We start from the raw sequence: 26,151 nt of genomic DNA, 5'->3' as shown, positions 1-26,151 counted from the left end.
AGGACGGCAACTGCCCGCGTGCAACCTTCCGGCGCAATAGGATCCTACCGCGGGCATCCATGCCGATGAGGTGGAAGGTGTTCTTGCCCAAGTCGATGCCGATGGTGGCAATGGCCTCAGTCGCGCTCTGGTAGGTCATGACATGGCTCCGTGGCTGCGGGACAATCCCGTCCTCCCATGCTCCACCGGGGAGCACGGCCGGTCCATGCCATTAGACTTCCAACATCGTCTGTTACCCCAGCTGAGCCACTCCGTGGGCAGGTACAATGTTGCGAGCTTTTTTCAATGCAGATCGGCCAGCAATCCGAAGATCCCTTCCCTGCCGCCATACGGGCGAAGCGAGCGGTTCTGATCCTCGATGTGGTCGAGTCGGTTCGTCTTGTGGAGCAGGACGAGTCAGACTTCATTTCCCGCTGGCTGGCTTTCGTCGAGCACGTCCGGAGCCGCATCCTTCCTGATCACAATGGCCATTTCACGAAAGGGCTGGGTGATGGAATGCTGTTGGACTTTGATGACGTCCGATCTGCCATATCGGCTGCATTCGTAATCCAGCAGGAACGCAACCGACAGAACCAGACACTTCCCCCAGCCCAGCAGATCATGCTCAGGATGGGGATCGAAATCAGCGACGTGATCGTCGATCAGGCCGATCTCTATGGGCGTGGCGTCAGCCGGGCGGCACGGATCCTCACCCTTGCAGGCCCTGGCGAAATCATCATCTCGGCCAATGTGCGCGACCAGCTCACAGCCGATCTCGATGCCGATCTCGAGGATCTCGGCGAATGCTATCTCAAGCACATGCCGCAACCCGTGCGGGCCTACCGTGTGGGGCCACCCGGACCACGGGCCGTGATCGAAACAGGGTATTCCTTCGGAGATCTGCTCCCGACGCTGGCCGTCGTGCCCTTCACGACACGCGACCCGGAAGACGAGCATCACGTCTTAGGAGAGGTTCTTGCCGAGGAGCTCATTCAGGATCTTTCGCGCTCTCCTGAGTTGCATGTCATCTCGCGCCTGTCGACAACCGCGTTTCGCGGCAGGGAAGCGTCCCTGATCCAGGTCAGCACGAGCCTCAATGCCAATTATGTGCTTTCCGGCTTCTACCGAGTCCGGAACCGGCAGGTCATCGTGGAAGCCGAGCTTGCCGAAGCGAAATCGGGGCAGGTCACATGGGCGGCCCGTTACAAAGGCCAGCTGAGCGGCATCATCTCCGGCAAGCGGGACTTGATCGATGAAATTGCTGCCAATGTGAACGCCGCGGTCATGGTGAGCGAGCTCCAGCGGGCTCAGTCTCAGGCTCTTCCGACCCTGAAAAGCTATACGTTGCTTCTCGCCTCTGTAGCCCTGATGCACCGCCTTTCGCCTTACGATTTCAGCGAGGCGCGCAGGCTTCTCGAAGCCCTCATCGAGCGGGCCCCGCGACAGGCCATTCCCAGCGCGTGGCTCGCCAAGTGGCATGTCCTGCGGGTTCAGCAAGGCTGGTCGGACGATCCCCGGCAGGATGCGCAACTCGCCCTGCGCTGCACGAAGCAGGCCTTGGATGCCGATCCTCAATGCTCGCTGGCGCTCGCCATCGACGGCTTCGTCCATACGAACCTTCTGAAGAAGCTTGATGTTGCGATGGAGCGCTATGATCTTGCCCTCCTGAACAACCCGAACGACTCCCTGGCCTGGCTGCTCAAGGGCACGCTTCACGCGTTCAAGGATGAGGGGCAGCGGGCGGTGAGCTGCACGCAGAGGGCGCGCAAGCTGTCGCCGCTCGACCCCCACCGCTACTTCTATGATTCACTCGCCGCGACCGCTCACCTCGCGGCCCATCAGTTCGACCGCGCCCTGAAGCTCGCGCAGCGTTCGCTCAGATCCAACTGCACCCACACCTCGACCCTGCGCGCCATGGCAATCGCCCAGTGGGAACTCGGGATGCATGACGATGCCCGCCATACGGTGGGAAGGCTGATGCAGCTCGAACCTCATCTCACAATCCGCAGCTGGCGGGAACGCTCGCCCAGTGCCGGCTACAGGATCGGAGAAGAATGGGCGTCCGTGCTGCAGCAGGCAGGAGTACCGGAGTAGGGCAACTTTTGATCGAGAGGGAGTGGACCAACGTGAGCTACTTATCGGCAGGGATCGGCCCCCTTGGTGGCGTCGGCGGGGTTGGTGGAGTTGGCGGCGTAGGTGGTGTCGGAGGTGTGGGCGGGGTCGGAGGCGTCGGGGGCGTAGGCGGTGTCGGGGGGGTTGGCGGCGTTGGTGGCGGATACGACTCGCCCCTCATGAGCGATGCCCTGATCCGCAGCCGTGACGGGATCGTCGGACAATGGCGCGCGCCTGCGGCTATCCCCGATCAGCTCGACCTGGAAAAAAGCAGCAATCTTGATCGCTGGTCGCCCTGGGTCCGTGCGGCAATCATCGATGCCGAGATGGTCTCGCGCCTTGGTTTCACGCTTGAAGATGCCACCATGAATCCGCGCCACATGGCGGTCTGGCACCTTGAGGTTCCGGCGCCTGCCGGAGGCAATGCACCGCAGCCGACCTACAAGCCCTTGATCCTCATGGCCCGTCCGACGGAGGACATCTTCGAGGCACAGCTCACCCTCGTGAACAACTATGCCGAGCTCCGCCCGGATCGGCAGACCGAGATCCTGGCGCAGATCGGCGGCGGCATGGCTTTTTTGAGCTCTATCGCTCAACTCCATCCAGATCGGACGCCTCATACGCTGGAACTTCTGGCAGCCGTCCTGCGGCTGGCGCTTTTCGTGCACCTGCGCCTGAAGCAGGGTCTCGCATGCCGCCGACCAGTCGAATACTCCTCGCAGATCCAACCTATGATCGTCACGCCGGCCCATGGAGCTCTGCCCAGCGGGCATGCAACCGAAGCGTTCGCTGCGGCTCTGGTGCTGTGGAACGTGATGAGAGCCGAGACAAGGCCGGGGTACGACAGCGCAGATTGGCGCACCCAGCTTCTTCGTCTTGCGGCAAGAATAGCCATCAACCGGACCGTCGCGGGCGTGCACTTCCCCGTCGACAGTGCCGCCGGTGCGGTTCTCGGACTGACGCTCGGCCAATACTTCGTCAAGCGCTGCTCCGGCGCAGCCGGATACAGGGCATGGCGTTTCGACGGCACGAAATATCCCGAGGATACCGACTTCATCTGGCATCATCTTTACGACGTGACGACAGAGAAACTCACATCGATGTCAGGCACCACAGGCTATTCCTCGGAATACGCAGCCAACGATCAGGTGATCGATCCGCAACATAAATCCTACGTGCTCGCCTGGCTCTGGGACAAGGCGAAGGCGGAATGGACCTGAGCCCACGCCCTCTTATTCCTTGAGAGCAGGAGCACCCCATGGCCTGGAAGCGTGTTCAACCGAAGATCGACCCCAATTCCCAATCCGTCATCGACCCTTATTCACACTGGGCGTTAGGTCCGGGCCTGCAGGACTTCCGGCTCCCGTCGGTGGAAGAACAGAGCGTTCCTGTCCTCCTGCGCCGCAAGACGGAAGCCTGGGATGAGAAAGCCTGGGCTCTCTGGCGAAACGCCGCTGAAGACCCCGATATGCCGGAGCGGCCGCCCCGTGATGCGGAGCCCTTCGATGTCCGGTTCTTGTCCCTTACCAAGACCCGCCGATTGATCGAAGATCGGAAATTTCACCGCTTCTTTGAGACTCTGGAGCGCTTCACCCTCGGCCCGCCCCTGCCATCCTCGTCCGTGGTCCCCCATGGTTATAAGACGGCTCGCCCGCTTCAATCCCCATCCCCAGGGGTGACGCAGGACACCGTCATCATCGGCATCATCGACGATGGCATTCCCTTCGCGCACGAACGCTTCCGTAAGGCAGACGGCACGACGCGGGTCGAGTATGTGTGGGTGCAGCACGGGACCGCTGACAACGTGCCGGTCGACTTCGACAATGGCTTCGAGATTCCCAAGGTGGATATCGACAACCTTCTCGCGACGTGCCGGCAGGGTGATTTCATTGACGAGGATGAGATCTATCGTCGCGCCGGAGTGGCCGACTTCACCCTCGATGGCCGCAGGAGTCTGGCATGGCGCGCCTCCCACGGCGCTCACGTGATGGATCTTGCCTGCGGCTGGGATCCGGCTAAGGCACCGGACTGGCGGATCATCTGCGTTCAACTGCCGACCGCAATAACAGCCGACTCGTCCGGCGCCAGCCTCGCGCCCTATGCTGTCAAAGCCCTGGAGTACATCCGCGACAGAGCCCGGGCCATCGCGGGACCGGGTCAGAGCCTGCCGGTCGTGGTCAACTTCAGCTATGGGCTGCTCGCCGGTCCCCATGATGGCACCCACGCGATCGAGCTGGACTTCGACGACATTCTCCGCGAGCACAACGCCATCCCCGGCAACAAGCCGATGCGTGTCGTCATTCCGTCCGGCAACAGCCATCTGGCGCGTGCCCACGCAACGGTCCAGTTCCAAGCCGCGGGCAGCCATGCGACCCTGCCACTGCGCATGTTGCCTGACGATCTCACGCCGAGCTTTGTCGAGATCTGGCTTCCGCCTGCCGCAGTTGCAGGAAACCGGGTGGAACTGACCATCGCGACTCCGCAGGGCGATGTCAGTCCTCCGCTTGAGGAGAACGACAGCCATTTTCTTCGGTATGAGGTTGGGGGAAAGGCTCTTTGCGAGGCACGATACCACTTCTTCCCTGCGCCCACAGGGCGCGGCATGTTCCTGATCTCTCTGCAACCAACCATGCGGCTCGAGTCAGAAAAATCTCCCGTCCCCAACGATCCGGTTGCTCCGGCGGGTTTGTGGAATCTCACTCTGAAAAACCTCGGACTGTCGTCACACGAACCCATTGAAGCCTGGGTTCAGCGGGACGATGCGCCTGTCGGCTACCCACGCCGAGGGCGCCAAGCCTATTTCGATGTCCCCAGCTACGAGGTCTACGGCCATGACGGCAGACCCCTCGAAGAGGACGACCCGGGATGTCCCGTGAAACGCGCGGGCTCGATCAACGCGATTGCGACAGGCAGGGACACCATCGTGATCGGCGGCTTGATGCGCAAGGAGTTGCGCCCGCCCGCCTATTCTGCAGGCGGGCCTGTCACGGCACCAGCTGGAGCCACATCGCCTCACCGCTCCGGTCCGGACGCCCTGACGGTGAGCGACGACTCCCTCGTTCAATCCGGCGTTCTCGCGGCCGGAACGCGCAGCGGCTCCGTCATTGCCATGAACGGAACAAGCGTCGCCGCGCCGCTGATCACCCGATGGATCGCCCGTGAACTCGCAGATGGGCGCCCTGGGAACAGGGAAGCTGTCTGGAAGCTGGCCGGTGGCAAAGAACTGAACCTTCCACCTTCCAAGCCTTCTCCTGAGAGAGGCGGAGCCGGACGAGCTCCCCTGCCGCCTGTCCGCCCGGGCAAGATTGAGCGATAGCGGCCTCATCGCTCTAGTCTTAGCACCAGAATGTCCGATGAGCATGAGCCGGCAGGAGCTTGAGCCTCAACCTTCAGGAAGTGCGCTTGCGCCGGGTTTTCTTCTGGGCAATGCCTTCTCCAGCAGGTTGTTCCGTCACGGCCTCGACCGCGCCGATGGCCGCGGCAGGGGATGCATCTTCGACGGTTGCGACGGATTGTTCCGACTGCCCTTGGTTCAGTTCACGCTCAGCCCTGTACCAGTGATCGTGCGGATCGCCTGCGCGCCCCTCATTCTCCCATATCTCGTAAGCCCTCTGGCGGACGGCCTCCTCGCTGGCGCCCGATTGCTGATCCTTCTGGTGGTCGCCGTTCGAGTCATCGAAAATCTGGCGGCCGAGATCGAGTCCGATGCGAGGCGTCGCATCTGGTCCGGTCTTGTCCTGGGTCATGATGGTTCCTCTCCTTCAGACGTCGGGTCAATGCCGAGTGCGGGAACATGTTTCCTCATGGGCGCGGAAGCCGGCCTCCCGCTCCAAACAAACACTCAGCACGAAGTGGGATCTTGCTTCCGCCGCCGAGAGTTTTGGTACGATGGAGAGCAGAGACGGAGGCCGGAATGACCAAAGAGGATTTGGCTCAGAAGCTTGACCAGATGGACCCTGGAGCGACTCTCACGGTCCCGGAGAACGTCCTGGCAGGCATGTTCGGTGAGGTCACGATCTCATACGAGTCTCAGGAAGCGCTCAAACGCATTGCCGATTTTGCACTCGAGCACCGCTGCACCTTCGCATTCCATGAACGCGAAGGAGCCGTTCCCTGCTTCCAGAAGGACGACGTTTTCTAAGGCGTTTGGAGCCAGAGGCTCGGCTAACCCCACCGAAGCAGAATCGTGCTCAATGGCGGGAGCGCGAGACTCAAGGAGAAGGGGCGTCCGTGAGATGGAACCTCCTCGGCCTGAAGAGCGCCGCCATTGCCGAAGTTGCTGCCGCCATAGATCTCGGCATCCGTATTGAGAATTTCATTCCAGAGACCCGCCCTGGGCACTCCAATCCGATAGGCTATTCTCGGAACGGGGGTCATGTTGCTGACAGCAAGGATGATCGAGCTGCCGTCTTTTGCCAGCCGCAGCATGGCGAAAACCGAGTTCGCGGAATCATCCACCACCGCCCATTCGAAGCCGCCAGGATCGCTGTCGGTGCCGTGGAGCGCCGGCTCGGCCGCATAGATGCGGTTGAGGTCTCGGACGAGCCTTTGGACTCCGGAGTGCCGCAGATAGTCCAGCAGTTCCCAGGAGATCGACGCATCGTGGTTCCACTCCCGCTCCTGCGCGATCTCGCCTCCCATGAAGAGAAGTTTTTTGCCCGGGTGAGCCCACATATATCCGAAATAGGCTCTGAGATTGGCAAACCGCTGCCATTCATCGCCCGGCATCTTCCGGATCAGCGAACCTTTCCCGTGCACGACTTCATCATGCGACAGGGGAAGGATGAAGCGCTCGGTAAAGGCATAGACCATGCCGAACGTAAAGGCACCGTGATTGTAGCTCCGGTAGATCGGATCCTGCTCCACGTAGTGGAGCGTGTCATGCATCCAGCCCATGTTCCACTTGAACGTAAAGCCGAGCCCACCTTCTTCGGGCGGCCGTGTGACGCCAGGCCAGGCGGTGGATTCCTCTGCGATCGTGATCGCCCCATGGCATCTTTGGGCAACGATGCTGTTCAGATGCTTGAAGAACTCGATGGCCTCGAGGTTTTCTCTGCCGCCGTACTTGTTCGGGATCCACTCATCCGCTTTCCGGCTGTAGTCGCGGTAGAGCATCGATGCCACGGCATCGACCCGAAGCGCATCGATGTGAAAGCGCTCCAGCCAGAACAATGCGCTGGCGATCAGGAAGCCCTTCACCTCGTTGCGGCCGAGATTGTAGATCAGGGTGTTCCAATCCTGGTGGAACCCTTCCCTGGGATCCTGATGCTCGTAGAGCGCCGTTCCGTCGAATTGAGCCAGACCCCACACGTCGGTCGGGAAATGAGCCGGAACCCAGTCGAGAATCACGCCCAGTCCGGCCTCATGGCAGCGGTTCACGAATTCCGCGAAGTCTTCCGGTGTCCCGTACCGCCCGGTGGGGGCGAAGAGGCCGAGCGGCTGATAACCCCAGGAGCCTCCGAACGGATGTTCGGTGATAGGCAGGAGCTCGATATGGGTGAAGCCCAGCCCCGAAACATAGGGGATCAGGCGATCAGCCAGTTCAGTCCAATCGAGACTACGGTCGCCTTCCTGCTCCAACCGCATCCACGAGCCTGCATGGACTTCGTAGACTGAGATGGGCGAGGCCTCTGTCTGGCGCGCGGCTCTTGACGCCATCCAATCGGAGTCCGTCCAACGGAAAGGCTCGGACCGAGCGACAACAGATGCGGAACCGGGAGCGGCCTCGGCCGCACGCGCAATGGGATCGGCCTTCTGCGGCAACAATTGTCCGTGCGGCCCGACGATCTCGTATTTGTAGCGTTCGCCGGGGCCGAGGCGAGGAACGAAGAGTTCCCAGATCCCCGCCTCCCGGCGCAGGCGCATGGGATTGCGCCGTCCATCCCAGCCGTTGAAGTCTCCCACCACCGAAACACGACGGGCATTGGGAGCCCAGACGGCAAATCGCACGCCGGCTACACCGTCAACTGTCATGGGCTGCGCGCCAAGCACGGAGCCGAGTTCGTAGTGAGTGCCCTGCCCGATCAGATGCAGATCGAGATCTCCAAGGAGAAGACCGAAGCTGTAGGGATCTTCCAGCTCCTGCACGGCGTCGGGCCAGTGAACGCGCAGTCGATAGGCGTCCCGATAGTCGAGCCTTCCGGCAAACAGCCCATCCGCATGCACGAGATGGAGCCGCTCAGGCTCTCCATCTGTATGCCGGCGCAGAACCTCGACGGACTTGGCACCCGGCATGAAGACGCGGACAATGCTTCCACCGCCCGCAGGATGCGGACCGAGGATGGAGAACGGATCCCCATGCCGCCCCTCGATCAAAGCCTGAACACTGCCTGACTCGATGCCGGCAAGGAGATCGTCACGTCCGGGCGTCATTCCTGTCCTCCGCGGCCCGCTTCTGCGAGGCGATGCACAATGTCGGACAAACCCTGGAGAGGGATCGCCAGCCATTTCGGGCGATTGGAGGCCTCATACTGGACCTCGTAGGCGGCCTTCTCCAGCAGGAACAGATCAAGGAGCGAACGGTGCCTGTCAGGCGAGAGCCCGAGCTGTGGAGCCTGAGCAGTAGCATCCCAGTAGGCATCCAGGAAAGCCCTTTGAGCTCCTGCATAGAAGTTCCTGAGCAGCGAGCCTCGGATGTCGCGGAACTGTGGAGACGAGATATCCTCCTCGGGCATCGATGCGGTCACGGCCACGTAGTCGAGAGAGCGCAGCAATCCGGCCACGTCCCGGAGCGGGCTTGTCTTCGCGCGCCTTTCTTCCAGCTCGCGCACCGGCTCGCCTTCGAAGTCGATGATGTAGGCATCGCCCTGCGCGACAAGGACCTGGCCGAAGTGGAAGTCGCCATGGATCCGCGTCAGCAGCGTCCCACGGCCGGCCTCCGCGAGCGTATCTACCGCCGCGGTCAACTCGTCACGACGCTCCAGAATGCTGTCGGCGAGAGCACCGGTCTCGGAATCAAGATCTTCCCGGACTCCGTTCAGGATATCGAGAGCGGACACGAGTTGCTCCTTGGCCCTCGTCTTCCAGCCTTCGATTTCTTCAGCGCCGGCCTCGATTGGCGCGAAAGCCTGATCGTCCGTCGATGCGGCCAGAGCCACGTGCAACTCACCGAGGCGCTGCCCCACGACTTCGGCAAAGTTCTCCAAAGTGGTGAAGATCCCCTCCTCCGGGACCGCTTCGGTCTCGATCAGCTCATATTCGTCGAGGGTGCGCTTCAGGTTCTCGAGCATCCAGTTCCAGGCGTCGCCCTGGTTGCGTATGGCGCCCTGAACGATCGCGAGCGTGTGGGGCGTCCCATCCTCGGAGACCCGCAGCACCTGCCCGAGGAGCGGAGCGGAGTTCTGGTACCCGACCTTCGTCAGGTACTGGGTCATTTCCGCCTCCGGATGGGTACCAGCAAACACCCGGCGTACGAGCTTGATCATCGCGAGATCGCCGATGATCAACGAACTGTTTGACTGCTCGGCCGAGAGCCAGTGGACCGAAGCATCCGATGTGACCTCCATGCAATCAAGTTCGGAAGTGCCCTCGAACCGGATGTCTCCATCCGGGGTGCGCACCGTGGATCTCTCGCACAGGGCCTGCAGGACCGCATGCGCCCACCGGTCGATGGCGAAGCCATCCGTCAGGAAGCCCACACGGGGTCCCCTGCGGACCCGGGCCAAGGCGAGCTGCTGCGGCAGGGGAAGTCCACCGGCGCTCTCCCATGCAATACCCAATGGCAGGAAGTAACGCTCGGTGCGCTTGCCGACGCTCGCCTCGACTTCCGCCACCAGGACATCGTCGGCGAACGGCATCGGCACCGTCCAGGGGATGCGCACCTCGTGCAGCGTCTCGTTCTTAGAGGCAAACCAGCGCCGGATCGGCAGATAGGTCGGCAGGATGTCCCGGGTGACCGTCTGCAGATGCCGTTCTTCCAAGCCTCCCTGCAGGCCGCTTCGCAGAACCAGGGTTTCGAACTCGGTCAACTGCTCAGGAGGTGCCGTTCTCCATTGCGGGCTTTCGGTTTCCGTCGTGAGCTGGAACCAGTAGAAACCATAGGGTGGAAGGGTCAGCAGGTAAGTCAGCTGACCAATGGGCGGGAACGGTGACGGGCCGGTCATCTCGACCGGAACCCGGCCGGCAAATGCCGACAGATCGAGTTCGACCGCCTGCGGCGTCCGCGACAGGTTCGCAACACACAGGATCGTCTCACCCTCATGCTCCCGCAGATAGGCCAGGACCTTACGGTTGGCCGGATAGAGGAGCCGGAAGGTGCCGCGGCCGAAGGCATGATGGTTGCGGCGGAGCATCAGCATGCGGCGCATCCAGTTCAGGAGCGAATGCTGGTCGCGGCTCTGCGCCTCCACATTGACAGATTCGAAGCCATAGATCGGGTCCATGATTGCCGGCAGCACGAGACTTGCAGGGTCGGCCCTGGAGAAGCCCCCGTTGCGGTCCGGCGACCATTGCATGGGCGTGCGGACGCCATCCCGGTCGCCAAGATAGATATTGTCGCCCATCCCGATCTCGTCGCCATAATAGACGACAGGCGTTCCGGGCATGGACAGAAGGAGCGCATTCATCAGCTCGATGCGCCGGCGGTCCCGCTGCATGAGGGGCGCGAGCCGGCGACGGATGCCAAGATTGATGCGGGCGCGCCTGTCGGCCGCATAGGTGTTCCAGAGGTAATCGCGCTCCTCGTCGGTCACCATCTCGAGCGTCAGCTCGTCATGGTTGCGAAGGAAAATCGCCCACTGGCAGTTCTCAGGAATTTCGGGCGTCTGACGCAGGATATCCGTGATGGGGAAACGGTCTTCCTTGGCGATGGCCATGTACATGCGCGGCATCAGCGGGAAGTGGAACGCCATATGGCATTCGTCGCCGTCGCCAAAATATTCCTGCGTATCCTCCGGCCATTGATTGGCCTCCGCCAGCAGCATCCGGTCCGGATAGGTGTCATCGAGCGCCGCGCGGATCTTCTTGAGAACCACGTGGGTCTCCGGAAGATTCTCGTTGTTGGTGCCTTCCCGCTCCACAAGGTAGGGAATGGCATCGAGGCGCAGCCCGTCGATGCCCATGTCGAGCCAAAACCGCATGACGCTCAAGACCTCCTTGAGAACACGCGGATTGTCGAAGTTCAAATCGGGCTGATGCGAATAGAAGCGATGCCAGAAATAGGCACCCGCCGCCGGATCCCAGGTCCAGTTCGACTTCTCGGTGTCGAGGAAGATGATCCGGGTCTCCGGGTACTTCTGGTCCGTGTCGGACCAGACATAGAAGTCGCGGTCGCGCGATCCTGGCTTTGCGTGCCGGGCGCGTTGGAACCAGGGATGCTGATCCGAGGTGTGGTTGATCACCAGCTCCGTAATGACTCGCAGACCTCTGGCGTGAGCCTCACGCACGAAGGTCTTAAACTCCTTCAGAGTTCCGTAGTCGGGGCTGACATCGCGGTACTCGGCGATGTCATAGCCGTCATCGAGCCGCGGCGACGGGTAGAAGGGCAGCAGCCAGATCGTATTCACCCCGAGGGAGGCGATGTAATCCAGCTTGGCGAGGAGACCAGCGAAATCGCCGATGCCGTCGTTGTTGGCATCGAAGAACGACTTCACGTGCAGCTGGTAAATGATCGCATCCTTGTACCAGAGCGGATCGGTTCCGAGGGAGGTTTCGCTCTTGAGGGACGTGTCGTTCTTCTTGAGCATTCTCATTGGTCCTTAGGGGCAATACGCCAGATCGAGAAAGGTAGTTCGCCCGGATCGCAGCGGATGCGCTGATACTTGCCGGACCAGGTGAAGCGGTGGTGACGGACGAGGTCCTCGACAGCCAAGGAACCGTGATCCGGCAGGCCGAACTTCCAGAGAGGCAACTCCACGTCGGCCTCCTGCACATTGTGGGGATCGAAGCTCACCGCCATGAGCAGAACATTCTCACGCCCGGGAGTCGCCTTCTCAAAGAAGAGGATGTTGTCGTTCCAAGCATTGAGGAATGACACGTTCAAATGGGAGTGCAGGGCCGGATTGTCGTGCCGGATCCGATTCAGGATCGAGATCTCCCGGATGATGTTACCCGGTCGGTCCCAATCCCATGCGCGGATCTCGTACTTCTCGCTGTCGGCGTATTCTTTTTTCTTGACGTCGGGCCGACCTTCGCAGAGCTCGAAGCCGCTGTACATTCCCCAGAGTCCGGAGAGCGTCGTGGCGAGCGCCGCGCGGATCAGGTAGGCGGAGCGAGGCGCATTCTGCAGGAAATCAGGGTTGATGTCAGGCGTGTTCACGAAGAAATGCGGCCGGAAGAAATCCTTCGGCGCCGTTTGCGAGAGTTCGGTCAGGTACTCCGCCATCTCGCCCTTCTCGTTGCGCCATGTGAAGTAGGTGTAGGATTGCGAGAACCCGATCTTGGCGAGCCTGTACATGATCTTCGGCCGTGTGAAGGCTTCCGACAGGAAGGCGACGTCCGGGTGATCGCGGCGCACTTCCCCGATCAGCCATTCCCAGAATGGAAATGGCTTCGTATGGGGGTTGTCGATGCGGAAGAGTTTTACGCCCTGCTCGACCCAGAGCAGGATAGTGTCACGGAGTTCGAGCCACAGGGACGGGATCGCACCCTTGGCATAGAAATCCACGTTGACGATGTCCTCGTACTTCTTCGGCGGATTTTCGGCGTACTTGATGGTTCCGTCCGGGCGCCAGTCAAACCAGTCCGGATGCTCCTTCAGCCAGGGGTGGTCCGGCGAGGCCTGGACCGCGATATCGAGCGCCAGCTCCAGCCCATGATCGGCAGCAGCCGCCACGAGACGACGGAAATCATCGAAGGTACCAAGCTCGGGATGAATGGCGTCATGACCGCCTGCCTCTGAGCCGATGGCATAGGGACTTCCTGGGTCGTCCGGGCCAGCGTTAAGGCTGTTATTGCGTCCCTTCCGATGCGTTCGGCCGATAGGGTGGATCGGCGTCATGTAGAGAACGTCGAATCCCATGTCGCGGATATAAGGAAGCTTGCGGACCACATCGTCGAACGTGCCGTGGCGATTGGGATCATCGCTCATGGAACGCGGGAAGAGCTCGTACCAGCTCGCGAATCCAGCCGCCGTCCGTTCGGCATCGACGGGGATTGCCTGGGAGCGCACCATGAATGGCCGCCGGTCCGCTGCCGTCATGATCTCCGACGTCTCAGGCGCCAGGAGGATCTCAAGCCGCGTGTCATAGTCCGCTTCCGCGAGTCTGCTGGCCAGCGCGTGGACGCGATCGGCAATGTCTCCCCCAGCCTCGACCCTCGCCTGTTCCACGAGGAGACGCCCCTCCTCCAGCTCCAGGGTCACGTTCAAGCCGGCTGCGTATTTCTTCTCCAGCTCCGACCGGAAGATCGCAAAGGGATCACGCCAAGCCAGAACCGCGAATTCATAGCGCCCAAGCCGCTCCAGGGGGAATTCCGCGCTCCAGCGATCGTTGACCAGGAGGGTCATGCGGGTTTCGCGCCATTGCTCCTCGTCGACCGCCCTCCAAGCCAACGCCGCCGCCAGGGGATCGTGACCGTCGCCAAAGATGTCGGCCTCGACCCGGACAACTTCGCCGACGATCCGCTTGACCGGGAACTCGCCGCCATCGACCGCCGGCGTGACGTTCTCGATGACGAGCCGCGGTGCCGCAACGGCTTGTTCGACGGCCGGCACGGACACTGCACCCAGCACCGGCCTTAGGGGGCGTCCTTCCAAGATCCGGACCTCGCCTGGCTGAAGTCTAACCACGGTCGTAGGAGTGAGTTCGAGACCGCCCTCGCTCACTTCGCGAAATGGCATGAACTGGGCGCCGTTCTCGGACACCAGGAACGCACCTGTGGCCTGTGCGGTTCGCCGGAGATCGGCATTTGCGATGATCAGGCGGGCCACCTTGCTCTGCCGTGCATCCTCCGCATCAGTCCTCAGCAAAGCAGTCACGGGGGATGCATGCCCCACCACGAGATGCAGGGGCTTTCGGGCGAAGGGCTCATTGCTGCGGGTGAGAGACTGATTGGCTTCACGAATTTCTCTGGTGAGATCGAAGCTCCCCCGCTCTTGCAATCCAATCAGCCCCCTTCCATCGCCACGGGTCGGATCGAGCCTGTCCCGGCAGCCGAATTCGAACCCCATAGGAATGAGGAGGCCGTCACCGAGGGACGCTGCAAGCCGCAGGGCGCGGGTTGCGCGCCGCTCGAGCACATCGAGAGGTTCCACCTCATGGGTGATGCGCTTGTCGAAGGGAACCTCCGGAAAAGCGATCTCGTATCCAAGACGTCTCAGCTGTTCGTGCTCGTCGGCAATCCAGCTGTCTTTCAGGTCCCACCAGCACAGGGAGGAGAACGTCCCGTCAAAGCCTGCACCATCAAGCGCCAGCCTTGCCTGAAAATTCGTGCCGGGTGTCCAGGCAATGAAACGCAGTTCAGGTGCGTCTCCTCTGACTTCAGCGATGAAGCGCTTCAAAGCGGATGCGGGAACCCTGTCCCAGTGCAGGCAACGGAAGCCGGCTATTCCTGCGGCGGCGAGTGCTTGCAGGCGCTCAGTCAGCATCCTGAGATAGGGGTGATCGTCCGCATCGTCACCCGCGAATGGAACGAGGACCGCCTCCCTCTCGGAAGGGTCCTGTCGCGGATCGAGAACGTCCGGGTTTGAGGCGGCGAGGCCGAGTTCGCGGGCGAAGATGCTGTCAGCGGCCACACGGTCGACAACCAGATCGAGCATCAGAGCGAGCTTACGTGCATTGGCCTTCTCGGCAAGCCGCGCAACACCCTCGACTGCATCACCATGACCGAGGTTCGGATGAAGCCGGGTCATGTCACGCGGCAGGAAGATGCTGCCGCCATGTCCCGGCTCGAAGGGCGGAGCCATCAGGATGGTGTCGAAGCCCAGGGCGGCTGCGTGATCGAGGACAGCATCCCAGTCATCCAGGGACCCGGCCAGCAGCGGGTGCACGTAGTAGATCCGCGGAGCCTTCCGGCTCACGCTCTTTGTCCGCACCGTTGGGGAGCTTGCAAGGAGATTGTCTGCTGGTGACACGGTTCGGCCCTGTCGCTGTTCTATCGGATCAACCTGGGGCGAGCTCATGACGGACAATGGAAAAACCGAGGCTTGACCGGCAGAGTCTCCCTGTCAAAAACAGCCCCCCTTGCCTTTGGTTCCTGCCGGAGACCAGATCACCTGTAGCTCGCTCACCGGGACCTGCCGGCCCAAAACCCTGCGGCGGGACGGACGAGGGCGACCTTAAGCCGGCGCAGCTTCGGAGAAGGGATATCGTCCATTGTCCGCGTTGATTGATTCATGCGGCTCTAGGCTCTCATTCGAAAGGTCGCTCAGGCCGGAGAGGAAGCGCTGACACCACGCCTCTACGGTGTTGGTCCGCAACCGTCCCATCATCGAATCCCACCGCTCCCGCCTTTCCTCAAGCGGCATCCGGAGGGCCCGTGCGATGGATGCAGCGCAGGCTTCCGTGTCGTAGGGATTGACCAGAATAGCGCCGTCGAGTTCGTGTGCCGCGCCTGCAAAGCGCGACAGGATCAGGACGCCGGGATCGTCCGGTTGCTGGGCCGCGACGAACTCCTTCGCAACGAGGTTCATGCCATCCCGCAACGGTGTCACCAGACCGATCCGCGACATGCGGTACAATCCCGCAAGGGCTGCATGTCCGACCGTTCCGTTGACATATCGGACGGGAGTCCAGTCCACCTCGCCGAGGCTTCCATTGGTCCACCCGGCCTGCTCCGCGATCTCCCGCTGCATCCGCTGATACTCGGGAACATCCGAGCGCGACTTAGGCGTGATCTGGATATAGGTAACCCGGTTGCGGAAGTCCGGATTGGAACGGATGAAGCATGAGAACGCCTCGATCCGTTGCTTCAATCCCTTCGAGTAGTCCAGCCGGTCCACCCCGATGATTAGGTCGCGGTCTCCCAGGCTCGCCTTTGTTCGGCGCACGAGAGCATTCCGCTCGGCACTGGCGGCTGCACGGACGAAGCCTTCGGTATCGATCCCTACCGGGAAGGCGCCGATCCGGACCGTATGGCCATCGATCTGATGCTCCCCAGTTCCAGTCGGGGATCCGATGTTCTCGCGCACAAGGCAGCGCTGAAAGTTCTCCGCATCCTGTGGCGTGTGAAAACCGATCAGATCATAGGCGCCGAAGCCTTGGAGAAGCTGCTGATAGGCCGGCAGGGCGCTGGCCACATCGGATGGCGGCCATGGAATATGCAGGAAAAAGCCGATCCGGTTCTTGAAACCCAGCCGCCGGAGTTCCGCAGCCAAGGGGATGAAATGGTAATCATGAACCCAGATAACGTCGTCGGGCCGCAGCAGCGGGGCGAGAGAGGCGGCAAAAGCCCGGTTCACCCTAAAATACCCGTCGAGTTCTTGGCGCTCGATCTGCACAAGGTCGAGCCTGTAGTGACAAACCGGCCATAGGGCACGGTTGGCGAAGCCCGCGTAATATTCGTCGTAATCCTTCTGGGAGAGATCCAAAACCGCGAAGGTAATCTTGCCGGCCTGCACAACCTTCGCTTGGTCGGACGGATTCTCGACCGTCTCGCCCGACCAGCCGAACCAGAGTCCGCCGCTCCGCTTCAGAGCTCCCTCAAGCGCGACAGTCAGGCCGCCAGCCTTGCTTGTGCCATCCTTGGGCACAGGAACCCGGTTCGAGACCACAACCAGTCGCTGTTGGGACGATGCGGGGGTTTGTGCCTTGCTTCGACCCGCCCGAGACCGTCTCTTGGCATTGTCCGGAGAAGGATCCGGCGCCTCAAGCCCGACTTCCAACAAAGCCGGCTGCGCTTTTACGTCTTGAGCAATGTCTGGAATGTCGGCCATGACCTGACCTTGAGCAAATGGTGAAGGTTAAACCATCCGGCCGAAGGGCAGTTCCCGCTGCCGAGAAATAAGCTGTTGGGCAGACACATCTTCCCCAATGGAAGCTTGGCTTCAGGAAAAACCCGCTCTGAACTGCGGCGAGGCGTCACGCTCTTTGGGTAATTTGATAACTATTGTTGAGTATCATTCTGAAGTTGCTATCGGTCCCGTAAGAGAATGCCAACAAAATACAAGCGGGAGCGTTTCTTGCTTGATAATTGAAGACTAGGGGTTGCCTGTGGAGAGTTTCGACCAAAGCTTATTGCCCTCCTCCGCTCATCGTGACGAGGCTGAGGCCACCTATGTGGCGAGCGAGCCGGTAGGGCCGGAAGCAAACACTGAAACGGAGGCGTTTCAACAGGCAATCTTGGCAAAGCTGACCTATGACGTCGGCACGAACCCGGCTCATGCGACCGAGCATGACTGGTTCACCGCAACGGCCCTGGCCGTGCGCGACCGCGCCATGGACCGCTGGATGGCGTCCAAAGGACAGAACCAGGCAGGTCACAAGCACGTCTGCTATTTTTCTCTCGAGTTCCTGATCGGTCGGCTCCTGTCCGACACCCTGAACAACCTCCGCCTGACCGATTGCGCGAGCGATGCCCTCGCCAGCCTCGGGGTCGATCTCGATCGTATCCGGACGATTGAGCCGGATGCTGCCCTTGGAAATGGTGGCCTCGGTCGGCTCGCCGCCTGCTTCATGGAGAGCATGGCCAGCCTCGAGCTCCCGGCCTACGGCTATGGGATCCGCTACGAACACGGCCTGTTCCGCCAGAGCCTTCGGGATGGATGGCAGCAGGAGCTCCCCGAGGACTGGCTCATCCGAGCCAATCCGTGGGAGTTCGAACGGTCGGATCTGGTCTACCGGGTGCCGTTCGGCGGCGTCGTCGAGGAGTTGCCCGCGCTTGACGGGCCAGCAGGCTTTGCCTGGAGGCCCGCCGAAACCGTTCAGGCCGTTGCCTTCGATACTCCCGTCGTCGGCTGGCGCGGACACCACGTCAACACCCTGAGGCTGTGGTCGGCGCGGGCTGCCGAGCCGCTGCGGCTCGACGCCTTCAATTCAGGCGACCATGTCGGCGCCCTCGCCGACCGGGCTCGGGCCGAGGCGATCTCCCGCGTGCTCTATCCCGGCGACGAGACGGAGGCGGGCCGGGAGCTGCGCCTGCGCCAGGAATTCTTCTTCACCTCGGCCTCCCTGCAGGACCTGCTGGCGCGGCACACGCGGCTGCATGGGGATCTCAACACCCTGCCGGATCATGCGGCGATCCAGCTCAACGATACGCACCCCGCTCTTGCCGTGGCGGAGCTGATGCGCCTTCTGGTCGATGAGCGCCAACTGGCTTGGGACGAGGCCTGGTCCATCACGACCAGGACGTTGAACTACACCAACCACACCCTCATGCCCGAGGCCCTCGAGCGCTGGCCCGTGTCGCTGATGGAACGGCTTCTCCCGCGGCATCTCCAGATCATCTACCATATCAATTGGCTGCACCTGGAACCTCTGATCCGCCGGTCGGCCGACGTCGAGCTCATCAAAGCCGTCTCGGTGATCGACGAGAGCCAGGGCCGGTATGTGCGGATGGGCCATCTGGCGTTCATCGGCGCCCACAAGGTCAATGGCGTGTCGGCCCTCCATACCGACCTGATGCGCCAGACGGTCTTCCGCGATCTGAACGCTCTCTATCCAGGCCGCATCGTCAACAAGACGAATGGCATCACCTTCCGTCGTTGGCTTCATCAGGCGAACCCGCAACTGGCGCATCTCCTGGTGCAGGAGCTGGGCGAGGCGGTTCTCGATGATCCGGGAGCCTTGATCAAGCTGGAGAGGCTGGCGGACGACAGCGCCTTCCAGGCTCGCTTCAGGAACCAACGCAACGCATCGAAGGCCAATCTGGCCAAGCTCGTGGCCGAGCGGACAGGCGTGCAGATCCACCCGAACGCCCTGTTCGACATCCATATCAAGCGCATTCACGAGTATAAGCGGCAGCTTCTCAACATCTTGGAAGTCATCGCCCTCTACGATGCCATCCGGTCGGAGCCCGAGCGGAACTGGGTGCCTCGGGTCAAGATCTTTGCCGGCAAGGCAGCGGCCAGCTACCACCGGGCAAAGCTGATCATCAAGCTCGCCAACGATGTTGCAAAGATCGTCAATTCCGACCCTGTCGTAGGGGATCGACTGAAGGTTGCTTTTCTTCCCAACTACAATGTCAGCCTGGCAGAGGCGATCATCCCAGCCGCAGACCTGTCCGAGCAGATCTCGACCGCCGGCATGGAGGCTTCCGGCACCGGCAACATGAAGCTTGCCCTGAACGGCGCCCTCACGATCGGCACCCTCGACGGAGCAAACATCGAGATCCGCGAATGCGTTGGGGCTGACAACATCTTCATCTTCGGAATGACGGCTGAGGAGGTCGAGACGTACCGCAGGGCCGGGCTGCACCGCGACCGGGGAGGATGGTCGCCTCGATTTGAGAGGGCCATCAGCCTGATCTCGGCAGGCACCTTCTCACCGGATGACCCTCACCGGTTCGACTCCCTGGTGCATGCCCTGTCGTCCGACGATGCGTTCATGGTGGCTGCGGACTTCGATTCCTACTGGGCAACCCAGCGGCGGGTCGATCAGATGTGGCAGGAGCCTTCCACATGGGCCCGTGCCAGCGTGCTGAACACAGCCAGAGTCGGCTGGTTCTCGTCCGATCGCACCATCCGCGAATACGCCGAGGACATCTGGAAGGTTCCTGTCTGAGCCACGGCCAAGCATGGAACTTTGATCCTGATATCACCTTATGGAGTCAAACCCTCGTCAGGAGACGAGGGTTGATTGGTGGCCTCACGGAGCCTGCCATGATCCATAAGTACGAAGTCGGCCAATCAGTCGTTCCGGCAAGCCCTTTGCGGCCAAGCCGGAACACCTATGTGGTCGTGAAGCAGCTCCCTCTCACCTCCTATGAACCGCAATATTGGATCCAGGGGATGAAAAGTGGAGTGGATTGCATCGTGTGCGAATCCCAGATCGAAGCCGCTGACGATCACCAGCCAAGCCTATGGCTCGCGGCTTTGGGAGCGTCGAAGCCGGGAGCTCAGCCTCGCGGGTCTGCGTAACAGCCATCGTAGCGCAAAGGCACTTTCCGGACGGGCCGAGATCCTCGAATAGACTGGCCCGTCCGACGTAGACCGTCTCAAAAGCTGTTGTTCGTGTGGCTTGCTGCCTCGACGTTATCCCGTCCCGGGAAGCGGCCTTCCCCATAGGCTGCCCGTGGTGCCGGTCGCCAGGTTTGCGTTTTACCGGGGCGCCGGTTGGATCCCGCATGCCAAAGCCGTGCGGGAGAACCGTTGGACGTGCGCCTGCCCAGCATCCATCCCAAGGCACATCCAAGCGCTCCTATGGCAAGCAGAGCGGCAACTGGGTGCTCCTGCACGGGACGGCTGATGGTTTCAGCCCCTTGCCGGTAGTAGCGCTCGGCCTCGGGCATGTAACGCCTGCCCTGCTCGAGATAGGTTCGGCTTCGGTGATAGAGATCACGGGCAGTGTCGGCAGCCTGCCCGGCTGCTGAATGAAGAATGTTCGAAGACGGCTCCTCAATCCCCTCGCCTGGTGGCACAGGAACCTCGTTCAGGGCGTCGGGCTCGCATTCCGCCGCAACGCTCTTTGAGGCTGATGTGGTCCAGGCCGGCGGGTCACTCGCAGGAAAGCTGTCGTCGACCGCATCATCCACATGCCTCTGCTGGATCGGCTTCGGCTCATTCTGCGCATCCAAAGGGCGTCTCTGATCGATCTTCTCATCGGGCATCGGAGCCTCCATCAAGCTTTACAGAGCAATGGAGCTTCCGGTGAATGGTTCCGATGCGCCCTTTCCGTTCACCAACGGCGGGTCAACATCCACAGCCGCGAGGTTATGGCGGAGCCCCCAGGAGGTGAAAGATTGCAGGCGCTCCAAGCGACACGCCTGAAAGGAACAGAAGGATGAACACAATGCGCCGCATCGTGGTCGCCGGAACCGGAGGCGGCCAGCGCCGCGCCGCATAGGTCGCTCCTATGACGGCCGGAATGGCAAGAAGCCCTGTGAGGTTGGAAGCGGCTGGCAGATCGCCGGAGGCCACGACGAGACCAATGCGGAAGACAGCATTGAGTGCGAAGACGGTGACGAGGGTTTCCCGGATCTTCACCAGGGACATGGGCTGGCGATAGAAGTGATAGACGAGCGGCGGTCCCGCGGTTGAGAACATCCCGCCCATGAGACCGGCAATGGAGCCGAAGAAGAGAAACGATCCGTCCTTAGATTGCTTCGCCAAAGGCTCAGGCTTTCGTGCCAATTGCAGGCTCGAGACGATGATCACGAATCCGAGGATCAGGCGCAGGAGATCAGCCCGGGTTCCGGCAAGCCATTCCAACAGCCAATAGCCGACGAAGAGCATCGGGATGCTGGCAGCCATGACGAAGCCGAACTCCCGCCATGCCACATCACGCCAGCCCTTCAGCAGCATCTGCGTGGCATTCACCAGTGTGAGCGCGCTCACGATCATGGCGGCATCGGGCAGCGACAGTAGGCCTGTCAGGCCCACGCCACCCATGGTGATGAGGCCGAAGGCGAAGCCGGTGAGAGTCTGCGCATAGGCCGCGGCACTCGCCAGAAGGAGAAAACCGATGAGCTCTACGACCGACATCGCTCAAAGTGTCCTGAGGCCCGCGAACAGATCCGTGAAACGTGAGCCGGCACGGTAGAACACCGGCGGCTGGCCGAAGGGAGCCGATACGGTCACTTCTCCTCCGCCCGAGAAAGTCTCGGCCGTCCAGGCATGGACCCACTCCGCTCCTGCCGGCAGATAGGTGCTCCACTCGGTCTTTCCGGCCTGCGAGACAGGAGCCACGAGCAGTTCGGCGCCGTAGAGGTATGCGTCCTGTATGGCATAGGTGCGGAAGTCATCCTCGAAATGGAGGAAGAGCGGCCGCTGCACCGGCAGGCCTCGCGTGGAGGCCTCATCCACAAGGGATTCCAGGTAGGGCACGAGATGCACATAAACTCTCGTCATCCGGGCGAAATGGGCCAGCACCTGCGGGTCCTGGTCGATCTGCAGGTTGTCGCGCGGGCGGTTGCCCTCATGGGTGCGCATCACGGGCGTGAAGGCTCCCATCTCGGCCCAGCGCATGATGAGCTCCGCTGTGCGCACATTGCCGAAGAGGCTGGTATAACCGCCGATGTCGGAGTGATGATAGGCATTGCCGAGGAGCCCCGACGAGAGCGCCCCGGAGATGACCGTCACAAGGCCATCGTGGCGGGTGAAATCGACCGACTGGTCGCCCGCCCAAAGGAGCGGACAATGCCGCTGAACCCCCGTGTATCCGGCGCGCATGAAGAACAGGATTTCGCCGGTCTTTCCCCTGCTTTCGACAGCCCGCGCATTCACCTCGGCCCAGAGCGTCGGCCACGCATTGTGCATAACCTTGGCATTGATGCCGTTGGCGAGCTTCACGTCGATGGGGAGATACTCACCGAAATCGGCCATCCAGCCGGAGAGCCCGAAATCGACCATGTTCTGGCCGATGACGCGCTCGGCGAACCAGGCGGCGGCCTCCGGGTTAGTGAAGTCGACGACGCCGCAATCGAATTCGCCGAAATCGACGAGAGCCGTGTTGCCGCTCTCATCCGTGGCGAAATAGCCTGCGGCCTCAGCCTCCGGAAACAGTGAGCCGTCGACAGCGAGGTACGGATTTACATAGCCGAGGAAGCGGATGCCGCGATCTTCCAACTCCGCGATGCGCTGGCGCAGCGCCGGGTACCGATCCTCGTTCGCCTTCCAGTCCCAGAAGAGACGCGCGCCGAAGGAGGTGTGGCGCAGCCCCACCCAGTCCTCGCACCAGAGGCCGGAGACCTTCGTGCCAGCCGCGATGATGCGCTCGAGCCGCTCAAAGGAATTGGCCCCGTCCTTGAGCCCGATAATTGCGCCGCCATAGACCCATTCCGGCAGCGGCGGCTGGCGGCCGAAGCGCTCGGCCATGGCTTCGACGAGGGTGATGAAGGTGGGGCGGGCAGTCAGTTCGATTCGTTCCGGAACGGCCCAAACCTCGATCTCATGAAAGTCGTCGCGGCGGAAATCGAAGGCGGAGTAAGCGGTCGTCTCCACGTGCAGCGCGTAGCGCCGCGACGAGAGATAGGTCGGTTGCGGATAATTGGTGTTCCAGTAATCGCCGCCCGACTTACCCGTAACATCGGCCTTGAGGGTGATCTCGGTCGTCTTGTCCCGTCCAACGCCAGGCTCGGACGTCCAGAGGGGAAAGCGACGGCCGCGCATGTCGAAATACGACATCTGCTCGCCGCCACCCCAGACATGCTCGCCCTCCTCCGCCGCGACACGGATCCAGAGCCGGTTGATGGCGGCATCGTCGGTCCGGAACGCGATGGTGCCGTTGTGCTCGTCGCCCGACACCTGGAGGGTCAGGCGAGCCGGCTGGCCCGGTGCCACCGAGAAGGCGATCTCGGCGCCTGACACGACGGCATGCGCGAGCGGGGTGCGCTCGATGACATAATCCTCGATGTCGAAGTTGCCGCGATACATGTCCATGCGGGCATCGCCCTGGCCCACATACAGGCACGGGGAATCGATGCGGTGACGCAGGATCAGCCTGCCGTCGAGAACGAGGTCGAAGCCGTTGGATGTCGTCTGGATCTTCATGGATTATCTCAATTCTGCGTCAGGCCGGCATCGACGATGAAGTTCGCACCCGTGCAGCCGCCGCTCTCGTCGGAGGCCAGGAACAGCGCCATTCGGGCGACATGGCTGGCATCGAGCCGGAACTTCAGCGCCTGAAGGTCGAGGAACTGCTGGTTCAACTCGGGCGTCAGCCAGAGCTTCTTCTGCCGTTCCGTGAGGATCGCGCCTGGCACGATGCAGTTCACCCGGATTCCGGAGGGTCCTAACTCGCGTGCAAGCGTGCGCGTCATCCCATTGATCGCCGCCTTGGCGGTCGTATAGCCGACCATGCCAGGACGACCGCGCATCCAGGAAATGGAGCCGAGCATGATGATGGAACCGGCGCCGCGCGCGGCCATGCCCTTGGAGACCGCCTGCGTTGCGAAGAACTGGTGATCGAGGTTGAGTGCAAGTGCACGTCGCCAGTACTCCGGTTCCACCTCGGCCATGTCGTGCCGGTCGTCCTTGCCGGCATTGTTGACGAGAACATCCACGCCGCCGTGATCGTTCTCGATCCGCGACAGCACCTCTCGAAGACCTGGGATGTCGGTGACGTCGCAGGGGTAGAAGCTTGCGCCAGTTTCCTTGGCCAATGCCTCGCCCGGCTCCTTCGCGATATCGATGAAGGAGACGCGCGCGCCCTGAGCGACGAAGGCTCTCACCATCTCCTCGCCGATCCCTGACGCGCCGCCGGTGACGACGACCGAACGACCGGAAAGGGAGCGATAGTGGGCAGTTGAGTAATCGAACGACATGGCAATGCAGCCTTAAACGGAAAGATCGAATTCGTATTCGGGCAGACCCGGCACATCGACCGGCATGGTGAACAGGCTGCCGGAATGCGGAAATGCCGCCAGTTCATTCTCAGCACGGCCGGTATGGGCGGATGTCACATAGAGCGTCTTCAGGTCGGCGCCCCCGAAGCAGACCATGGTGGGACACCGGGCCGGAACGGGGTATTCGGCCAGCAGCCGCCCTTCCGGCGAATAGCGCTGAATCCGTCCGCCCTCGAACAAGGCGGTCCAGTAGCATCCCTCCTCATCCACCGCTGCGCCGTCGGGACGACCCCGGTCGGTGTCTGTGGGTTGGAGGCGCACGAACAGGGTCTTGTCCGTGGCCGCGCCGGTCACGGGGTCATACGAATAGCGCCAAACGGTGAAGGTCGGCGTGTCCGAGTGGTAGAGGATGCGACCGTCGGGCGAGAAGGCGACTCCGTTTGAGGTCAGAAGACCGCCGGCAAGCGTCGCCAGCCCACGAGAATCGTAGCGGTAGAGATGCGCCTTGCCGCCCTCTTTGGGCTCATCGATTGTGCCGGCGAGGAAGCGCCCGGCCGGGTCGACCCGCCCATCATTGAACCGGCTCGTGCGCTGATCTTCCGGATTATCGGCAAGCTTTCGAGTACGGCTCCCGTCAGCATCGAGCAACCAGAGGCCGGAGCGGAAGCCAGCGATGAAGCCGCCGTCTTTCCGGAGCCCGATGCACCCGATTTCCTCCGGCATGGGAAAAGTGTGGTGCGTACCGGTCGCGGGCTCAAAGCGGTAAAGCGCCCTGCCCTTGATATCGACAAAATAGAGCGCCTGCTCCTCGACGGACCAGACAGGGCATTCGCCGAGCTCAGCCCGAACGTCGAGCGCAACCGTGAGGTTCATGACAGTCTCTCCACGCCGAACCGGACCTGAGCCGTCAGGCGCTCGCCGGGCTTGAGAACTTTGAGGCCATGGTGTGAGGGATCGGGTCTGTTAATCGCGTCGTTCATATGGCTCACGGGCTCGACGGCAAAGAAATCTCTCCCCATGGGAACGTACACCACGAGATGGTCGAACAGCGGATCGGCCTCAATGCTCAAGGCGATCTTCTCCTGAACATAGGCGAGGCGCGCCGTCCCATCCCAGCCCGAAAAACAGTTATCGAGACGCGGCTCGTCCAGTTCACGCATGGTCTGGTAGCTCCACTCGGGCGGAATCGGGATGCTGTCCAACGGGAGCGAATCCTCGCCGTTCGGATGGACGCGCTCGGCGGCAAACTGCAGGCGAATCCCTGGGCGCTTGGGAAAGAATGGATGCAGCCCCAAGCCGGCCGGCATGGCGCGATCATCCTCGTTCTCGAGCGACAATGTCAGCATCAATCCACTCTGAGACAGCTCGAAGAGCTGCTCGGCGCGGTAGGCGAAAGGCCAGCCCCTCGCCTCGTCGTCCTCCGGACGATGGATAAAAACGAAGCGGCAGCGTGCATCATCGGCTGCCGCCACCTGCCAGGGCTTTTGCCAAGCATTGCCGTGAATGGAATGCGGATGGTCGCCGAAGTTCAACGCCAGCCGATGCTCGACGCCTTGAAATGAGAAGCGCCCCTGGGCGATGCGGTTGCTGTAGGGGATCAGCGGATAGCAGCTGGTCTGCCGCACCAATCCGTCGCGCAGGGCCTGCTCGGGGGTCTCACGCATGAGAGCCACGTCATCGTGCCAGAAGCCCGCAATGGCGCCTCCAACGGACGGCGCCAGATCGAGCTTCAGAGCGCTGCTCCTG

Annotated in this window: 16 protein-coding genes and 1 pseudogene; 5 read left to right on the top strand and 12 right to left on the bottom strand. The window is 61.8% G+C overall.

What is annotated here, in order from left to right:
- Window positions 1-139, bottom strand: a pseudogene (locus JQC81_RS34655) (IS110 family transposase); the annotation flags it as partial.
- Between the two features lie 146 nt (window positions 140-285).
- Between JQC81_RS34655 and JQC81_RS23715 the strand changes: the two are divergent.
- From JQC81_RS23715 to JQC81_RS23705, 3 genes are read left to right on the top strand one after another with little or no spacing between them, the layout of a single operon-like run.
- A complete protein-coding gene (locus JQC81_RS23715; protein ID WP_203274273.1) occupies window positions 286-2,073 on the top strand; it encodes an adenylate/guanylate cyclase domain-containing protein in 1,788 nt (595 codons plus the stop codon).
- 32 nt (window positions 2,074-2,105) lie between these two features.
- A complete protein-coding gene (locus JQC81_RS34165; protein WP_203274272.1) occupies window positions 2,106-3,311 on the top strand; it encodes a phosphatase PAP2 family protein in 1,206 nt (401 codons plus the stop codon).
- A gap of 38 nt (window positions 3,312-3,349) precedes the next feature.
- Window positions 3,350-5,407 (top strand): S8/S53 family peptidase, encoded by a 2,058-nt coding sequence (locus JQC81_RS23705; protein ID WP_203274271.1) that lies wholly within the window; start codon window positions 3,350-3,352, stop codon window positions 5,405-5,407.
- A gap of 73 nt (window positions 5,408-5,480) precedes the next feature.
- On the opposite strand, the gene JQC81_RS23700 is transcribed toward JQC81_RS23705, so the two are convergent.
- Window positions 5,481-5,837 (bottom strand): DUF2934 domain-containing protein, encoded by a 357-nt coding sequence (locus JQC81_RS23700; protein WP_203274270.1) that lies wholly within the window; start codon window positions 5,835-5,837, stop codon window positions 5,481-5,483.
- A gap of 167 nt (window positions 5,838-6,004) precedes the next feature.
- Here JQC81_RS23700 and JQC81_RS23695 point away from each other — a divergent pair, with 167 nt between their 5' ends.
- A complete protein-coding gene (locus tag JQC81_RS23695) occupies window positions 6,005-6,232 on the top strand; it encodes a hypothetical protein (RefSeq protein ID WP_203274269.1) in 228 nt (75 codons plus the stop codon).
- A gap of 23 nt (window positions 6,233-6,255) precedes the next feature.
- Here the strand turns inward: JQC81_RS23695 and glgB are convergent, their stop codons facing one another.
- The 4 genes from glgB to otsA all read right to left on the bottom strand — a co-directional run bounded on the left by glgB (window position 6,256) and on the right by otsA (window position 16,900).
- Window positions 6,256-8,463, bottom strand: coding sequence for a 1,4-alpha-glucan branching protein GlgB (gene glgB / locus JQC81_RS23690; protein ID WP_203274268.1), 2,208 nt, complete (start codon window positions 8,461-8,463; stop codon window positions 6,256-6,258).
- Entirely contained in the window at window positions 8,460-11,780 is a 3,321-nt protein-coding gene (treS, locus tag JQC81_RS23685) for a maltose alpha-D-glucosyltransferase (RefSeq protein WP_203274267.1), read from the bottom strand. The genes glgB and treS overlap by 4 nt, the downstream gene beginning before the upstream one ends.
- Window positions 11,777-15,016, bottom strand: a complete 3,240-nt coding sequence (locus JQC81_RS23680; protein ID WP_417557844.1) for a maltotransferase domain-containing protein — start codon at window positions 15,014-15,016, stop codon at window positions 11,777-11,779. Before JQC81_RS23680 ends, treS begins: the two co-directional genes overlap by 4 nt.
- 288 nt (window positions 15,017-15,304) lie before the next feature.
- Window positions 15,305-16,900 carry an alpha,alpha-trehalose-phosphate synthase (UDP-forming) gene (gene otsA / locus JQC81_RS23675; RefSeq protein WP_203274265.1) on the bottom strand — a complete coding sequence of 532 codons (1,596 nt, stop codon included), beginning with the start codon at window positions 16,898-16,900 and terminating at the stop codon, window positions 15,305-15,307.
- A 343-nt stretch (window positions 16,901-17,243) separates the two neighbouring features.
- Between otsA and JQC81_RS23670 the strand changes: the two genes are divergently transcribed.
- On the top strand, window positions 17,244-19,685 hold the full coding sequence (locus JQC81_RS23670; RefSeq protein WP_376772444.1) for a glycogen/starch/alpha-glucan phosphorylase: 2,442 nt from the start codon (window positions 17,244-17,246) through the stop codon (window positions 19,683-19,685).
- Between the two features lie 433 nt (window positions 19,686-20,118).
- Here JQC81_RS23670 and JQC81_RS23665 read toward each other — a convergent pair whose 3' ends face one another.
- From JQC81_RS23665 to JQC81_RS23640, 6 genes are all read right to left on the bottom strand, one after another.
- The gene (locus JQC81_RS23665) at window positions 20,119-20,730 is read right to left on the bottom strand and encodes a hypothetical protein (protein WP_203274264.1); all 612 of its coding nucleotides are present in this window, start codon (window positions 20,728-20,730) and stop codon (window positions 20,119-20,121) included.
- Window positions 20,731-20,833: 103 nt separating this feature from the next.
- Entirely contained in the window at window positions 20,834-21,604 is a 771-nt protein-coding gene (locus tag JQC81_RS23660; protein ID WP_203274263.1) for a sulfite exporter TauE/SafE family protein, read from the bottom strand.
- Window positions 21,605-21,607: 3 nt separating this feature from the next.
- Complete coding sequence (locus tag JQC81_RS23655) at window positions 21,608-23,611, bottom strand: alpha-glucosidase (RefSeq protein WP_203274262.1); 2,004 nt, start codon at window positions 23,609-23,611, stop codon at window positions 21,608-21,610.
- Window positions 23,612-23,619: 8 nt separating this feature from the next.
- Window positions 23,620-24,384, bottom strand: a complete 765-nt coding sequence (locus tag JQC81_RS23650; protein WP_203274261.1) for an SDR family NAD(P)-dependent oxidoreductase — start codon at window positions 24,382-24,384, stop codon at window positions 23,620-23,622.
- A gap of 12 nt (window positions 24,385-24,396) precedes the next feature.
- Window positions 24,397-25,278, bottom strand: a complete 882-nt coding sequence (locus tag JQC81_RS23645; RefSeq protein WP_203274260.1) for an SMP-30/gluconolactonase/LRE family protein — start codon at window positions 25,276-25,278, stop codon at window positions 24,397-24,399.
- Window positions 25,275-26,126, bottom strand: coding sequence for an aldose 1-epimerase (locus JQC81_RS23640; RefSeq protein ID WP_281400374.1), 852 nt, complete (start codon window positions 26,124-26,126; stop codon window positions 25,275-25,277). The genes JQC81_RS23645 and JQC81_RS23640 overlap by 4 nt, the downstream gene beginning before the upstream one ends.
- Window positions 26,127-26,151: the final 25 nt, after the last annotated feature.

Origin of the sequence: Microvirga arabica (assembly GCF_016811235.1) — a bacterium.
GTDB classification, from domain to species: Bacteria; Pseudomonadota; Alphaproteobacteria; order Rhizobiales; family Beijerinckiaceae; genus Microvirga; species Microvirga arabica.
The sequence above is the reverse complement of the archived record's forward strand: the minus strand, read 5'-3'. Positions and strand labels throughout refer to the sequence as shown.

What these genes read in the sequence shown, in the direction of transcription:
- JQC81_RS23715 (WP_203274273.1), top strand. Translation starts at nt 286, where the DNA reads ATGCAGATCGGCCAGCAATCCGAAGATCCCTTCCCTGCCGCCATACGG.
- JQC81_RS23705 (WP_203274271.1), top strand. Translation starts at nt 3,350, where the DNA reads ATGGCCTGGAAGCGTGTTCAACCGAAGATCGACCCCAATTCCCAATCC.
- JQC81_RS23700 (WP_203274270.1), bottom strand. Translation starts at nt 5,837, where the DNA reads ATGACCCAGGACAAGACCGGACCAGATGCGACGCCTCGCATCGGACTC.
- JQC81_RS23695 (WP_203274269.1), top strand. Translation starts at nt 6,005, where the DNA reads ATGACCAAAGAGGATTTGGCTCAGAAGCTTGACCAGATGGACCCTGGA.
- glgB (WP_203274268.1), bottom strand. Translation starts at nt 8,463, where the DNA reads ATGACGCCCGGACGTGACGATCTCCTTGCCGGCATCGAGTCAGGCAGT.
- treS (WP_203274267.1), bottom strand. Translation starts at nt 11,780, where the DNA reads ATGAGAATGCTCAAGAAGAACGACACGTCCCTCAAGAGCGAAACCTCC.
- otsA (WP_203274265.1), bottom strand. Translation starts at nt 16,900, where the DNA reads ATGGCCGACATTCCAGACATTGCTCAAGACGTAAAAGCGCAGCCGGCT.
- JQC81_RS23665 (WP_203274264.1), bottom strand. Translation starts at nt 20,730, where the DNA reads ATGCCCGATGAGAAGATCGATCAGAGACGCCCTTTGGATGCGCAGAAT.
- JQC81_RS23660 (WP_203274263.1), bottom strand. Translation starts at nt 21,604, where the DNA reads ATGTCGGTCGTAGAGCTCATCGGTTTTCTCCTTCTGGCGAGTGCCGCG.
- JQC81_RS23655 (WP_203274262.1), bottom strand. Translation starts at nt 23,611, where the DNA reads ATGAAGATCCAGACGACATCCAACGGCTTCGACCTCGTTCTCGACGGC.
- JQC81_RS23650 (WP_203274261.1), bottom strand. Translation starts at nt 24,384, where the DNA reads ATGTCGTTCGATTACTCAACTGCCCACTATCGCTCCCTTTCCGGTCGT.
- JQC81_RS23645 (WP_203274260.1), bottom strand. Translation starts at nt 25,278, where the DNA reads ATGAACCTCACGGTTGCGCTCGACGTTCGGGCTGAGCTCGGCGAATGC.